This window comes from Serratia sp. CY55921, from assembly GCF_052167655.1.
GTDB classification, from domain to species: domain Bacteria; phylum Pseudomonadota; class Gammaproteobacteria; order Enterobacterales; family Enterobacteriaceae; genus Serratia; species Serratia ureilytica.
In genome coordinates this window covers 72,338-85,049 of record NZ_JBJNMU010000006.1, presented here as the reverse complement: position 1 = coordinate 85,049, position 12,712 = coordinate 72,338, and the positions used below count along the sequence as shown (strand labels likewise).

Below are 12,712 nucleotides of genomic sequence, written 5' to 3'. Positions count from 1 at the left end.
GTAAACACTATGATCATCTCCGCGTCAACCGACTACCGGGCCGCCGCCCAGGCCAAACTGCCGCCGTTTCTGTTTCACTACATCGACGGCGGGGCCTACGCGGAGCATACGCTGAAGCGCAATACCGCAGATCTGGCCGATATTGCCTTGCGCCAGCGCGTGCTGCGCAATATGTCCGAACTCAGCCTGGAGACCACGCTGTTCGGCGAGCAGCTGGCGATGCCGGTGGCGCTGGGGCCGGTGGGGCTGACCGGCATGTACGCCCGCCGCGGCGAAGTGCAGGCCGCGCGCGCCGCGGCCAAAAAAGGCATTCCGTTCACGCTGTCCACCGTGTCGGTCTGCCCCATCGAAGAGGTGGCCCCGGCGATCGATCGGCCGATGTGGTTCCAGCTCTACGTGTTGAAAGACCGCGGCTTTATGCGCAACGCGCTGGAGCGCGCCAAAGCCGCCGGCGTGAAAACGCTGGTGTTCACCGTCGACATGCCGGTGCCCGGCGCCCGTTACCGCGACGCCCACTCGGGGATGAGCGGCCCCAACGCCGCCCTGCGCCGCGTGCTGCAGGCGTTTACCCATCCGCAGTGGGCCTGGGATGTCGGCCTGTTCGGCAAGCCGCACGATCTGGGCAACGTCTCGGCCTACCGCGGCAAACCGACCAGCCTGGAAGACTACATCGGCTGGCTGGGCGCCAACTTCGATCCGTCGATTTCCTGGAAAGATCTGGAGTGGATCCGCGAATTCTGGGACGGCCCGATGATCATCAAAGGCATTCTGGATCCGGAAGACGCCAAAGACGCAGTGCGCTTCGGCGCCGACGGCATCATCGTCTCCAACCACGGCGGCCGCCAGCTGGACGGCGTGCTGTCGACCGCGCGCGCCATGCCGGCGATCGCCGACGCGGTGAAAGGCGACATTACCTTACTGGCCGATTCCGGCATCCGCAGCGGCCTGGACGTGGTGCGCATGATCGCGCTGGGCGCCGACAGCGTGCTGCTGGGGCGCGCCTTCGTCTATGCGCTGGCGGCGGCCGGCGAAGCCGGGGTGGCTAACTTGCTGGATCTGATCGACAAGGAAATGCGCGTCGCCATGACGCTCACCGGCGCGAAAACCATTGCGGAGATCAACGCCGGATCGCTGGTCAGAAACGCCTGACTCACAGCGGCTGCACGCCCTCCGGGTAGACGTTGTAGCTCATCTTGCTGATGAAGGCCCCGGCCGGTGACACCAGAACCCGGCCGGCGGCGTCCAACCCGAGGAAGGTGCCGGTGCAGCGCCCGGAGATAAAGTCGAAGAAGAACACCGAGCACACCGGGATAATCTTTTCCCGGAAGGTGAACAGGAACATCTCGTCCTCAAACTTGTAGTAAGTGGCGTAATCCATGTCGCCGTGCCCGAACTGCTCGCCGCGCAGGTTTTGCCAGGCGTAACGCTCGGTGTTGACGTAGAAGTGCTCGTAGTAATGGTTGGGGCTGTAAACGTTCAGCGTGCGATAACCGATCAGCTCGCGGGTCAGATGCGGCGCGATGCCGCCCGGCGTGACGCCGGCAATCAGCCCAACGTGGAAGCTTTGCTTGAGGCGGGATCCCTTTTCCACCGTTTGTTCGGGCAACAGCGTGCTGCGCACCAGCAGCGCCCGGCCGCTGTCGCGGTTGAGCACCAGCGTCAGGCATTCGTTGCCCGGCGACTGCAGCGGAATATTGAAGAAATAGCGCGCGGCGGAGGTTTGCACCTCTTCGTAAGCGTCCTCACCGCTCTCCCCTCCCCAGGCCCACAACACCCGTTGCCGGTCGGCGCTGAAACGCAGTGTGATGTCCCCGCCGTCTTCAAAGGCGATCTGCAGCATTTTGCCGCGCCAGTCCTGAGAGCCCGGCAACCGGTTGGTATCGATGCCGCGCGCGAAATCGTCGTAATTCTTCCAGTCCGGCTCGGCATTTTGATTCAGTACGGATGATTCTGCTGACATCTTCGCTCTCCTTAATTGAATGGGATAAAAATCGTCTCAAACGTCGGCGACGCCCGCCGGCTTCACCGCTCGGCGGCTCACCACGGCAGGGGCGGTTTCATCGAGAAAACAACTCAGTACCCCGGCGCACACGGCACCGGCGGCCGCCAGCCACATTACGCTGACCAGGCCGTAGCGATCGGCGATCAGCCCGGCGATAAACGGCGCCAGGCAGCCGCCAATCACCTCGCCGATCCCCATCACCAGCCCCAACGCGGTGGCGATGCGCGCCGGCGACACCGTTTCCGACGGGATGGTGGCCATAAACAGCGTGAAACAGCCAAGGCCGGTATAAGACAGGAACACCAGCACGCCCAGCAGCCACGGATTGGCGACGTAGCTCAGGAACAGCGGGCAGCACACCGCCAGCAGCGAAAAGAAAATCAGCGTCGGTTTGCGCCCGAGGCGATCGGAGATCGCCGGTACCGCCACGCCCCAGAAGACCCAGGCGGCGCCGATGGCGCTCATGATGCCGCCCATCGTGCCTTCACCGAAGCCACGGTCGGTCACCAAAAAGTTAGGGGTGAAGGTAATGATGATCATGAACCAGGTGACGAACACGCAGGAGATCAGAATGCACAGCGCCACGTTCTTGATTTTGAACAGCTCGCCGTAAGCGGCCTTGCCCGCCGGCTTACCCGCCGCCGGCGCGGCGCTGAAAGCGGGATCCTTTTTGCCGTTCACATAGCGATAGATCAGCCACGCCAGAATGATGCCCGGCACGGCGGTCAGGTGAAACGCCATGCTCCATCCCCACTTCTGCGCCAGATAGATGATCAGCGGCGGCGCGATGATGCCACCCAACAGCCCCGGCGCCGCGCCCTGGATCAATCCCATGTTGAAACCGCGGCGCTGCGGCTGCGATCTTTCCACCATCAACGATTGCGCGATCGGCAATACCGGCCCCTCAGCAATCCCCATCAGCGCCCGGAAGATCAATAACATGGCAAACCCGCTGACCAGCCCCGACAGCGCGGAGAACAGCGAAAACACTAAGATGGACAGGATCAGCATCGGCTTACGGATATTAAAGCGATCGGCTATCGCCCCCAACCCGGCGCCGGACAGCGCCCAGGTTAGCGCCAACACCGCCGACAGCGTGCCGAGATGCACGTTGCTGAGCTTGAGGTCGGCGGCAATCATCGGAAACAGAAACGAGATGGTCAGACGATCGACGAACACGCAGCCGAACACGAAAAACAAAATAATCAGCAACCGGTTCTCTTCACTTAATGCTCTGCGTGCCGCTGGCGATGTATTCATAGCGTCATTTGTCCATAAGTTAACTTATGAATGGCGACCCGCCATGGCATAAGTGTGTTAAGCGCTCGGCCAAGAGAGAAATTGGCCCTCCGTCACGACAACAACTCATTAACATGTTAATGACATAAAATTATCGCAAGCCGGCGGTCTGTCAACCGGCGCTCTTCGAGAGACAAATGAAATTCTGAACGGGTACTATTTCAATATCGCATTATCACCTTCAGGTTATTTATCCTTCTGTTCTTGATACATATAAAATAATGTCCGGTACTTTCTTGCGATTAAAAAAAGCCTGTTTGCACGTTATTTGCGAATAATCCCATCGATGACGCTTCAGGCTTATTAATTTTTTATCGGCATTGAATGATCCCCGCACGCGCTTCAGAGCCATTTTTATCTATTGAATCATCTCGTTTTATTTTAAGGCCGCAGAAAAAACTAACTCTTACGAGGGAAAGGCCAACGGCGGGGTTATATAACCCCGTCTGGACAATAACAAAAGCGCAGAGCGTGACGTAAATCACGGCAATCATGCCGTATCCTGCAAAGCAATTATGCTCGCAACAGCAATTATCTATTGCGATTAGGGCTGTTTATCTCAATTTAGCGCCATGCAACACTTCGGGCCATCGTTCGACACCGCGCCGCAAGGCCTGAGACGGAGTGACACATGAGCATCGAAAAATTAACCCGGGAGCCGCTTTCCATCGGCATCGAGTTGCCGCTGGACAACGATTGGTCCACCAGCGGGCAGCTGAAACGCCAGCAGGACGGGCGGCCGTTCGGCGTGCCGGACATGAGCGAACACGCTGCGCGCATCAAGCTGGCCGATGAGCTCGGCTTTCGCGCCGCCTGGGTTCGCGACGTGCCGCTGTATGATCCGGACTTCGGCGACGCCGCGCAGGTGTTTGAGACCTTTACCTACCTCGGCTACCTGTCCAGCCTGACGCGCAATATTCTGCTCGGTACCGCGGCCGTGGTGCTGCCGCTGCGGCAGCCGTGGCTGGTGCGCAAAGCGGCTTCCACGCTGCAAACGCTGAGCGGCGATCGTCTGTTGCTCGGCGTCGCCAGCGGCGATCGCCCCGTGGAGTACCCGCTGTTCGGCGCCGATTACGCCGCGCGCGGTGAAAGCTTCCGCGCCAGCGTCGGCATTCTCAAAGGGGAAGCCGACAGTGCACTGCAACCGGGACTGCGCCTGCTGCCGGCCACGCCGCCGCCGCCGCTGCTGGTCGCCGGGCTGGCGCAACAAACGCCCGAGTGGGTGGGGAAAAATATGGATGGCTGGCTGTCGTATCCCGGCACGCCTGCGGACCATGTTTCGCGGGTCAAACTCTGGCGCAACGTAGCCGGTGACAAGCCCTACGTCAGCTTTATTCATCTCGACCTCACCGATAACGCCGACGCGCCGATTCAGCGCCATCGCTTCGGCATCAAGAGCGGCCGCAATGGATTGATTCAGGAACTGAGCGCCATGCGTGACGCCGGGGTCAATCACATCGGCCTGCATTTTCGCCGCAACCAGCGGCCGCTGGAAGAGACGATGCAGGAGATCGGCCAATGGGTGTTGCCGGAATTCCATCGCGCCTGACGCCCGCTTTAGCCCGCTATTCCGACCTGAGCTGGACTTTGCCCCGTTACCGGGGCTTTTTTATTTCCGCCGCTGCTGGTTCATAACAACTCGGTCTAATCCCTGCCGTCAAACGGCGGCATGATGACAAGGAAACGAGCCACCATGAGGAATGAGCAATGACGGCAAAACTGACAGAAGCAGGCTTTTGGCGCAAAACCGCCGACTCTTCATCGCTGCGCGAGCCGCGCGTGCTGATCCGGGTCTATGTCGACGAAGGCGAGATTGACCGCGCCATCGCGTTTTACGAGCAGCTGCACGGCGTGGAAGCGGATATGCGTTTCGACTTCCCCGAGCATCGGCTGGTGCTGGCGGCGGTGGGGCCATTTCTGATCCTGGAAGGCTCGGAAGAAAACCTGCGTCCTTTTCGCAGCACCGTCGGCACGTTGCTGGTCGATGACATTTATCCCTACCACCAGCGGCTACAGGCCGCCGGCGCCGATATCTTCTTTGGCCCGGTGGAAGTGCCCACCGGCGCCTGTTTCAATGCGCGCCTGCCGGACGGCACGATTATCGAATACGTGCATCACCGGCCGCGCGCGGACGAATAAGCCGCCTCAGGGGAGCGCCGGCTTCATGGCGTAGCCGCGCAGATCCTTGCGCAGGCTGAGCATGTACAGCACGATCACCGCCGAGAAAGGCAAGCCGCACAGCACCACGGCAGTCTGCATCGCGCTGAAACTGCCGGCGTACAGCAGCCCGGCGCACACCAGCGTGGTGACCGCCGCCCAGAACACCCGGAGCCAGGCCGGCGCGTCATCGTGGGCGGAACCGCCCTGGCAGGACAGATTCGCTATCATCAGCGTGCCGGAATCGACCGGCGTCAGGAACAGCACGAAGCTTATCACCACCACAAAACCGGCGGTCAGCTGGGTATAGGGCAGGTATTCGAACAGCTTGAACACCGCCATCGGCGGATCGCTTTGCGCCACCTGCCCCAGAATCGCTTGCCCGCCCTCCAGCACCAGACTGATGGCGGTATTGCCGAAGATCGACAGCCACGCCAGCGTGAACCCCAGCGGGATCAGCAACACGCCGAAGATCAGTTCGCGGATGGTACGGCCTTTGGAAATACGCGCGATAAACAGCCCGACAAACGGCGCCCACGCCACCCACCAGGCCCAATAGAACAGCGTCCAGGCGCCCTGCCACTGGCGCGCCTTGCCGTACAGATACATATCGAAGCTGCGGCTGACAAGCGAGGTCAGATAATCCCCAATATTCTGCAACATGCCGTTGAGCAGGTTCAGCGTCGGGCCGGCCAGAAACACGAACAGCAACAGCAGGCACAGGAAGCCGACGTTAATGTTCGACAGCATCGCGATGCCCTTCTCGACGCCGGTGACCGCCGCCAGCGTGGCCACCACCATCATCACCACGATCAGCGCCAGCAGCACGCCGGTGCTTTGCGGGATGTCGAACAGGTAGAACAGCCCCGAGTTCACCAACAGCGCGCCGATCCCCAGGTTGGTCACCATCGAGATAACCGTCACCAGAATGCCGAAGCTGTCCACCAGATGGCCGACGCCGCCGTGGATGCGCTCGCCGAAGATCGGGTACAGCGCGGAACGCAGCGCCAGCGGCAAACCGCGACAATAGGCGAAATAGGCGAGCGCGGTGGCGATCAACGCATACAGCGCCCAACCGTGCAGCCCCCAGTGTAAAAAGGTCAGCGCCATCGCCTGCCGCGCCGCCTGTACGCTGCCGCCGTCGCCTTCCGGTGGCGACAGGAAGTGATCCAACGGCTCATAGGCGCCGTAATATACCAGCGCAATGCCGATGCCCGACGAGAACAGCATCGCCACCCAGGAGGGATAGCTGAACTGCGGCGGCTCGTCATCCTGGCTGAGGCGAATATGGCCAAAGCGCGACAGCGCCAGCCAGAACACGAACACCATACAGGCGACCATCAACAGCATGTAATACCAGCCGAACACGTCGGCCACCCAACTTTGCGCGACATTCAGCCACTGTTTGCTGGCGGCGGGAAACAGCACAATCAGCGCCCCCAGCAGCAAGATCACCGCGGCTGAGCCGAAAAATACCGGGACATTCAATCTGACAGGTTCTTCGTCAAGCGATGGAGGAGTTTTTATTGTCATTGGCAGGCTTCCATGATGCGAAAGACAGACGATTTAAACGCAACTTTTGATTAACATTTTATCGTCATTTATTTGACATTTTCGCAGCATATAGAGTATTGATTGACCGTTCAATCAATCAAATTCAAAGTGTGATTTGCCTATCAGTTGGGGAAAATATGTACCGCAGAGACATTCCTGAGCAGCGCAAGGAGCAGTTGATTAACGCCGCCTTCGAAACCATCAGCGTGGTGGGGTTGGCCGGCGTCACCCTGTCGCAGGTGGCGAAAGAAGCCGGGCTGTCGACCGGCATCGTCAGCCACTATTTTGGCGATAAGGAGGGATTGTTGAGCGCGACCATGCGCAAGATCCTGCGCGATCTGCGCGACGCGGTGGCCGAGTGCCGCGCTCAGGCGGCGAGCGACAGCCAGTCGCAGCTGTGCGCCATCATTCAGGGCAACTTCCACCCCAGTCAAACCAACGCCATTTCCATGCGCGCCTGGCTCGACTTCTGGGCCGCCAGCATGCACCAGCCGGTGCTGCGCCGCCTGCAGCGCGCCAACGATCGGCGGCTCTATTCCAATATATGCAGCCAGTTCCGCCGCGAGCTGCCGCTGCAGCAGGCGCGCGACGCGGCGCGCGGGCTGGCGGCGATGATCGATGGGCTCTGGCTGCGCGGCAGCCTGGCCGGGGATGACACCGATCTGCAGCAGGATTACCGCATCGCCTGCGAGTACGTGATACAACGGCTCAAGGCCGCGCCATCGATGGTGTGAACGGCAGCGTCAGCGCGGTTCCTGCTCTTCGCTGTACTGGGTTTGCCACATGGCGGCGTAGCGGCCGTTCGCCGCCAACAGCGCCTCATGCCCCCCGCGCTCGACGATTTCCCCCGCCTCCAGCACGATGATCTCATCGGCGTCCACCACGGTAGAGAGCCGATGGGCGATCACCAGCGTGGTGTGGTTGCGGCTCACCTCGCGCAGGTGCCCCTGGATTTCGCGCTCGGTCTGGGTATCCAGCGCGCTGGTCGCCTCGTCGAACACCAGGATGGCCGGATTTTTCAAGATGGTGCGCGCGATCGCCACCCGCTGCTTTTCACCGCCCGACAGCTTCAGCCCGCGCTCGCCCACCCGGGTGTCGTAACCGTCGGGCAGACCGACGATAAAATCATGGATATGCGCCAGCCGCGCCGCACGCTCGATTTCTTCATCGCTGGAGCCGGTTTTGCCATAGCCGATGTTGTAGCGCAGCGTATCGTTGAACAGCACCGTATCCTGCGGCACGATGCCGATCGCCTGCCGCAGACTGGCCTGGGTCAGTTGGCGAATGTCCTGGCCGTCGAGGGTAATGGCGCCGCCCTGCACGTCGTAAAAGCGAAACAGCAGGCGCGACAGCGTGGACTTGCCCGCGCCGGAGGCGCCGACCACCGCCACCGTGTGGCCCGCCGGAATGGTAAAACTCACCTGCTTGAGGATCGGCCGGCGCGTGTCGTAACCGAAGCTGACCGCGTCGAACCGCACTTCGCCGCGGTCGAGGCGCAGCGGCTGCGCATCCGGGCTATCGACGATCTCACGCTTTTCCTGCAGCAGATCGAACATGTTCTCCATGTCGATCAGCGCCTGGCGCACCTCCGAGTAGATAAAGCCGAAAAAGTTCAGCGGCTGGTACAGCTGCAGCAGGTAGGCGTTGACCAGCACGAAGTCGCCGACCGTCATCGTCCCTTGCGTAATACCCTGCGCCGCCATGGCCATCATGACGATCAGCCCGATCGAGATAATGGCGGTTTGCCCCAGGTTGATCGCGGTAAAACTGAATTGGTTCTTGATGGCGGCGTATTCGTACAGCCGGCGCGACAGATCGAAGCGCTCAGCCTCGAACGCTTCATTGCCGAAGTACTTCACGGTCTCATAGTTCAGCAGGCTGTCGATGGATTTGCTGTTGGCGTCGGCGTTGGCCTTGTTGAGCTCGCGGCGAAAGCGGGTGCGCCAGCTCACCGCCAGCACGGTGAACAGAATGTAGCAGCCGACCGTGGTCAGGATCGCCAACGCGAACCAGCCGTTCAGCATATGCCACATGATCGCCGTGACCAGCGTCAGCTCGAACAGGATCGGCACGATGGAGAACAACAATCGCGACAGCACCGTGGACACCGCCTGGGTGCCGCGCTCGATAGACAGCGACAGCCCGCCGGTCTGGCGCTCCAGATGAAAGCGCAGGCTCAGCGCATGCAGCTGGCGAAACACCCGCACGCCCAACAGGCGCGTGGCGTTCTGGCTGACGTGGATAAACATCACGTTGCGCAGTTCCTCAAACAGCGCGCCGCCCACCCGCACCACGCCGTAGGCGACGATCAGCCCCAGCGGCACCGCCAGCATTTTCGCCGTCTCGCCGCTCAGCGCATCGACCATCGCTTTGTAGGCCAGCGGCACCAGCGTGGTGCTGACCTTGGCCGCCACCATAAACACGAAGGCCACCACCAAATACCCCCGCAGCCGCGGGTTGTCTTTCGGCCACAGATAGGGCAGCAGGAATTTCAGCAAGCGGGAACGATCCATCATGTAATATTCATCTTCTCGGTCGGGCTCGCGGCGCATGGCCGCGCGGGGGTTATGAGTTTGGCCTGGCCGGCGGCGAACGCCGCAGCCATTCCGTTTTCCTGCGATGGCAACTCAGCATCATCCGTCAGGAGAAGCGGCGGCGACTCGGGCAAAGTTCAGGCATGGAGGAGACAATCACATGACCCAGACGTATGCAAAGCGCTTTGCGCAGGTCTTTGACTATATCGACCGCCACCTGGACGAGGCGCTTACCGTCGACAAGCTGAGCGAAGTGGCCCATTTTTCGCGCTTCCACTTTCAACGCCAGTTTAGCGCGTATTGCGGCATCTCGGTGTGGCGTTATATCCAGTGGATGAGGCTTAAACGCGCCTCTTACCGCCTGGCGTATAACCCGCTGGAGCCGGTGATTGACATCGCGCTGGACGCCGGCTTTCAAAACCCGGAGTCCTTCAGCCGCGCCTTCAAACAGGCGTTCAGCCAAACGCCGAGCCAGTTTCGCAAACAGCCGGCCTGGATCGATTGGCAGCAGCGCTTTCCCGAACCGAAACACAGAAGGAAACACCCCATGAAGGTAGACATTGTCGACTGCCCGGCCACGCCGGTGGCGATGCTCGAACATCGCGGCCCGTCCGCGCTGGTCAATGAAACCGCCGCGCGCTTTATCGAGTGGCGTAAAACCAGCGGCCTGTCGCCGGTCAGAAGCAGCCGCACGTACGGCATCGCGCCGCACGATCCGGCCACCACCGAAGCGCAGGACTTCCGCTTCTACCTCTGCGGGGAGGTCACGGCGCCGATCCCGGAGGACAACGCCTTCGGCGTGGTGAACAGCATGCTGCCGGCCGGACGCTGCGCGGTGCTGCGCCATCTCGGATCGCTGGATGGGCTCTCGGAAAGCGCCCGCTATCTCTACAGCGAGTGGTTGCCGGCCAGCGGCGAGGAGCTGCGCGACTTTCCGCTCTATTTCCACTACCACAACTTCGTGCACGAGGTAGCGGAATATGAACTGGTGACCGATCTTTATCTGCCGCTGAAATAGCTGACATCCGGCCCCGCAAGGAGCCGGATTGACGTTAACAGGACGGCGACGATCCCTGCGGCGGCAGATAGCGCTGCGGATCGAGCGCGGTGGCGCGGTAGCGGATCTGGAAATGCAGGAACACAGAATCGGTGCCGGTGCTGCCCATGGTGCCGATCTTCTGCCCCGCTTTCACATCCTGGCCATTGCGCACCAGCGTGGTGTCGTTGTGCGCATAGGCGGTAATAAAGTCTTCGCCGTGCTTAATCATGATCAGGTTGCCGTAGCCGCGCAGTTGGTTGCCGACGTACACCACTTTGCCCTTGGCGGAAGCATAGATCGGCTGGCCGCGTTTACCGGCGATGTCGATGCCCTTGTTACCGCCATCGGCATTGGAGTACGCCTGCACGATCCGGCCGCTGGTCGGCCAGCGCCAGCAACGTGCGGCGCCCGGCGGCGGCGTTTGCTTGGCGATCGCGGCGGAAGACGAGGATGTTTTACGGCGCGTAGCGGCGGTTTTGGTCGGCGCGCCGCCGCTCAGCCGTAGTTTTTGCCCCACTTCCAGATTATAGGGCGGGCGTATCTTGTTGATTCTGGCCAGATCGCCGACTTCGCTGTCGGTGATCCAGGCGATGTAGTACAGCGTATCGCCCCGTTTGACGGTGTAGGACTTGCCGGTGTAGCTGCCCTTCGGCAGTTTGTCGTAGTCGCGGTTGTAGGTGTTTTTACCCGAACACCCGGCCAACAGCAGCCCCAATGTCAGACACACCGCGATGCGGCGCCACCTTGCCAGCTTGCTTCCTGTGCTCAAATCCTGTCCCCAATCGTCTTTCGGTTCTGATACGCGTCAGCCGCACAGTGTAACATTTGCGCCGGGTCAGTCAAAAACCCCCAGACGGTCTATGCTAAACAGGTAAGGATGACTGATTAATTACCCAACGACGAAATGGAGTACTGTCATGTTGAACCTCGACCGCAATAATCTGCCCCTCCTGAGCGAAGAGCTGCTCAAAAAGCAACGCACCACCCTGCTGATCATCGCCTTCCTGCTGCTGGCGGGCGGCATACTGTGCCTGGTGAATCCTTTCGCCTCCGGCGCAGCGCTGAGCATCGTGGTGGGCGTCCTGCTGCTGTTGAGCGGCGCCGGGCTGATTATCGCCATGATAGCCAACCGGGCGCAGAATACCTGGCCGATGATCGGCGGCATTTTGCTGGGCGTAGCCTACCTGATTATCGGCTATGTGTTCATCACCAGCCCGCTGGCGGGCATTCTGGCGCTGGCCGTCTACCTCGCCGTGCTGTTTGCGCTCGGCGGCATCGCGCGCCTGGCGGCAGGCTATATGCGCCGCGGCCTGCCGGGCAACTGGCTGCAGTTCGTCATCGGCGTGCTCGATTTGATCATCGCCTGGATGCTGATCGGCTCAGGCCCGGCGGCGTCGGTGACGCTGGTGACGGCGATCGTCGGCATCGAGATGCTGGTCAGTTCCTTTGCCCTGTTCCAGGCGGCGAATCTGTTTAAACGCGCCTGATCGTAACGGCCCGCCGACGGCGGGCCGCCATCCCCTCCCCATTTGCAAACAAAACAAGGCGATACCCCCTCAGCTTGTCCGTGGTTATCTTCATCGGTAAGTGCCAATATAGGCGAAGACAAGGGAGCTGAAACCGATGACAACCCATTCCAAACCGTTGAACTCGCGGGAAGTCTGCCTGCAATTACGCCACTTCAACCAGGTAATCGGGCAACAATGCCGCAATATGGCGCGCCAAAAAACCGCTTGCCCGTGCTGCCTGACGGACATCGCCACCGGCTGCGACGCCGGTATCAAACTGTGTGGACAGCAGTTGGCCAAACCCAACCCGCAAACTCCGTTATTCCGGCAGATTCGCAACCTGCTGCTCGACCTGCGCGCAGAAGCGATAGGGGTTCACAGAATAGACGTCCTGAACCGCACCAATAACGAAATCTCCTGGCTGTTGCGCGAGCTTTATTTCGAGACATTCTGAACACGAGGGCCGCGCGCCCATCGCTTGATACCTGCCGGTGCGGGCAAGATGCCGCGCCGTTTCACCGCCGCATCAGCCGACTTTTCGCCACGTTATCTTTTTGCGCTCTCCCCACTTTACGACCGCCATCACACCTCGCCAACCCCACATTGCGTTGGTTATAGA

At 60.8% G+C, this 12,712-nt stretch carries 13 protein-coding genes; 7 read left to right on the top strand and 6 right to left on the bottom strand.

Features of this window, described 5'->3' with window-relative positions; all coding sequences use genetic code 11:
• The first annotated feature begins 9 nt into the window (after window positions 1–9).
• Complete coding sequence (gene lldD, locus ACJ8M3_RS21230; RefSeq protein WP_033632193.1) at window positions 10–1,149, top strand: FMN-dependent L-lactate dehydrogenase LldD; 1,140 nt, start codon at window positions 10–12, stop codon at window positions 1,147–1,149.
• A gap of 1 nt (window position 1,150) precedes the next feature.
• Here the strand turns inward: lldD and ACJ8M3_RS21225 are convergent, their stop codons facing one another.
• The 3 genes from ACJ8M3_RS21225 to ACJ8M3_RS21215 all read right to left on the bottom strand — a co-directional run bounded on the left by ACJ8M3_RS21225 (window position 1,151) and on the right by ACJ8M3_RS21215 (window position 3,795).
• The gene (locus tag ACJ8M3_RS21225) at window positions 1,151–1,960 is read right to left on the bottom strand and encodes a MoaF C-terminal domain-containing protein (RefSeq protein WP_089197397.1); all 810 of its coding nucleotides are present in this window, start codon (window positions 1,958–1,960) and stop codon (window positions 1,151–1,153) included.
• A 36-nt stretch (window positions 1,961–1,996) separates the two neighbouring features.
• Window positions 1,997–3,262: an MFS transporter gene (locus tag ACJ8M3_RS21220; RefSeq protein WP_232094473.1), complete on the bottom strand. Its 1,266-nt coding sequence runs from the start codon at window positions 3,260–3,262 to the stop codon at window positions 1,997–1,999.
• Window positions 3,263–3,612: 350 nt separating this feature from the next.
• Window positions 3,613–3,795: a hypothetical protein gene (locus tag ACJ8M3_RS21215; protein ID WP_145957738.1), complete on the bottom strand. Its 183-nt coding sequence runs from the start codon at window positions 3,793–3,795 to the stop codon at window positions 3,613–3,615.
• 137 nt (window positions 3,796–3,932) lie between these two features.
• On the opposite strand from ACJ8M3_RS21215, the gene ACJ8M3_RS21210 reads away from it, so the two are divergent.
• Entirely contained in the window at window positions 3,933–4,850 is a 918-nt protein-coding gene (locus ACJ8M3_RS21210) for a TIGR03571 family LLM class oxidoreductase (protein ID WP_033652158.1), read from the top strand.
• Window positions 4,851–5,008: 158 nt separating this feature from the next.
• Window positions 5,009–5,440 carry a VOC family protein gene (locus tag ACJ8M3_RS21205; protein WP_046687747.1) on the top strand — a complete coding sequence of 144 codons (432 nt, stop codon included), beginning with the start codon at window positions 5,009–5,011 and terminating at the stop codon, window positions 5,438–5,440.
• A gap of 6 nt (window positions 5,441–5,446) precedes the next feature.
• On the opposite strand, the gene ACJ8M3_RS21200 is transcribed toward ACJ8M3_RS21205, so the two are convergent.
• Window positions 5,447–6,991, bottom strand: a complete 1,545-nt coding sequence (locus tag ACJ8M3_RS21200) for a BCCT family transporter (protein ID WP_042785300.1) — start codon at window positions 6,989–6,991, stop codon at window positions 5,447–5,449.
• Window positions 6,992–7,149: 158 nt separating this feature from the next.
• Here ACJ8M3_RS21200 and betI point away from each other — a divergent pair, with 158 nt between their 5' ends.
• Window positions 7,150–7,746, top strand: a complete 597-nt coding sequence (gene betI, locus ACJ8M3_RS21195; protein WP_042785301.1) for a transcriptional regulator BetI — start codon at window positions 7,150–7,152, stop codon at window positions 7,744–7,746.
• A gap of 9 nt (window positions 7,747–7,755) precedes the next feature.
• Here the strand turns inward: betI and ACJ8M3_RS21190 are convergent, their stop codons facing one another.
• Entirely contained in the window at window positions 7,756–9,525 is a 1,770-nt protein-coding gene (locus tag ACJ8M3_RS21190) for an ABCB family ABC transporter ATP-binding protein/permease (protein ID WP_442514739.1), read from the bottom strand.
• A gap of 181 nt (window positions 9,526–9,706) precedes the next feature.
• Here ACJ8M3_RS21190 and ACJ8M3_RS21185 point away from each other — a divergent pair, with 181 nt between their 5' ends.
• Window positions 9,707–10,564: an AraC family transcriptional regulator gene (locus ACJ8M3_RS21185; RefSeq protein ID WP_033652160.1), complete on the top strand. Its 858-nt coding sequence runs from the start codon at window positions 9,707–9,709 to the stop codon at window positions 10,562–10,564.
• 34 nt (window positions 10,565–10,598) lie between these two features.
• Here the strand turns inward: ACJ8M3_RS21185 and actS are convergent, their stop codons facing one another.
• Window positions 10,599–11,354 (bottom strand): amidase activator ActS, encoded by a 756-nt coding sequence (actS, locus tag ACJ8M3_RS21180; RefSeq protein ID WP_033644792.1) that lies wholly within the window; start codon window positions 11,352–11,354, stop codon window positions 10,599–10,601.
• 148 nt (window positions 11,355–11,502) lie between these two features.
• On the opposite strand from actS, the gene ACJ8M3_RS21175 reads away from it, so the two are divergent.
• On the top strand, window positions 11,503–12,072 hold the full coding sequence (locus ACJ8M3_RS21175) for an HdeD family acid-resistance protein (RefSeq protein ID WP_004931723.1): 570 nt from the start codon (window positions 11,503–11,505) through the stop codon (window positions 12,070–12,072).
• A gap of 136 nt (window positions 12,073–12,208) precedes the next feature.
• On the top strand, window positions 12,209–12,547 hold the full coding sequence (locus ACJ8M3_RS21170; protein ID WP_033644790.1) for a hypothetical protein: 339 nt from the start codon (window positions 12,209–12,211) through the stop codon (window positions 12,545–12,547).
• Window positions 12,548–12,712: the final 165 nt, after the last annotated feature.

Bases quoted from the DNA above. Each gene is read 5' to 3' on its own strand.
- ACJ8M3_RS21220 (WP_232094473.1), bottom strand. From the start codon at position 3,262: ATGAATACATCGCCAGCGGCACGCAGAGCATTAAGTGAAGAGAACCGG.
- ACJ8M3_RS21225 (WP_089197397.1), bottom strand. From the start codon at position 1,960: ATGTCAGCAGAATCATCCGTACTGAATCAAAATGCCGAGCCGGACTGG.
- lldD (WP_033632193.1), top strand. From the start codon at position 10: ATGATCATCTCCGCGTCAACCGACTACCGGGCCGCCGCCCAGGCCAAA.
- ACJ8M3_RS21175 (WP_004931723.1), top strand. From the start codon at position 11,503: ATGTTGAACCTCGACCGCAATAATCTGCCCCTCCTGAGCGAAGAGCTG.
- ACJ8M3_RS21205 (WP_046687747.1), top strand. From the start codon at position 5,009: ATGACGGCAAAACTGACAGAAGCAGGCTTTTGGCGCAAAACCGCCGAC.
- betI (WP_042785301.1), top strand. From the start codon at position 7,150: ATGTACCGCAGAGACATTCCTGAGCAGCGCAAGGAGCAGTTGATTAAC.
- ACJ8M3_RS21210 (WP_033652158.1), top strand. From the start codon at position 3,933: ATGAGCATCGAAAAATTAACCCGGGAGCCGCTTTCCATCGGCATCGAG.
- ACJ8M3_RS21190 (WP_442514739.1), bottom strand. From the start codon at position 9,525: ATGGATCGTTCCCGCTTGCTGAAATTCCTGCTGCCCTATCTGTGGCCG.
- ACJ8M3_RS21215 (WP_145957738.1), bottom strand. From the start codon at position 3,795: ATGATTGCCGTGATTTACGTCACGCTCTGCGCTTTTGTTATTGTCCAG.
- ACJ8M3_RS21185 (WP_033652160.1), top strand. From the start codon at position 9,707: ATGACCCAGACGTATGCAAAGCGCTTTGCGCAGGTCTTTGACTATATC.
- ACJ8M3_RS21170 (WP_033644790.1), top strand. From the start codon at position 12,209: ATGACAACCCATTCCAAACCGTTGAACTCGCGGGAAGTCTGCCTGCAA.
- ACJ8M3_RS21200 (WP_042785300.1), bottom strand. From the start codon at position 6,991: ATGACAATAAAAACTCCTCCATCGCTTGACGAAGAACCTGTCAGATTG.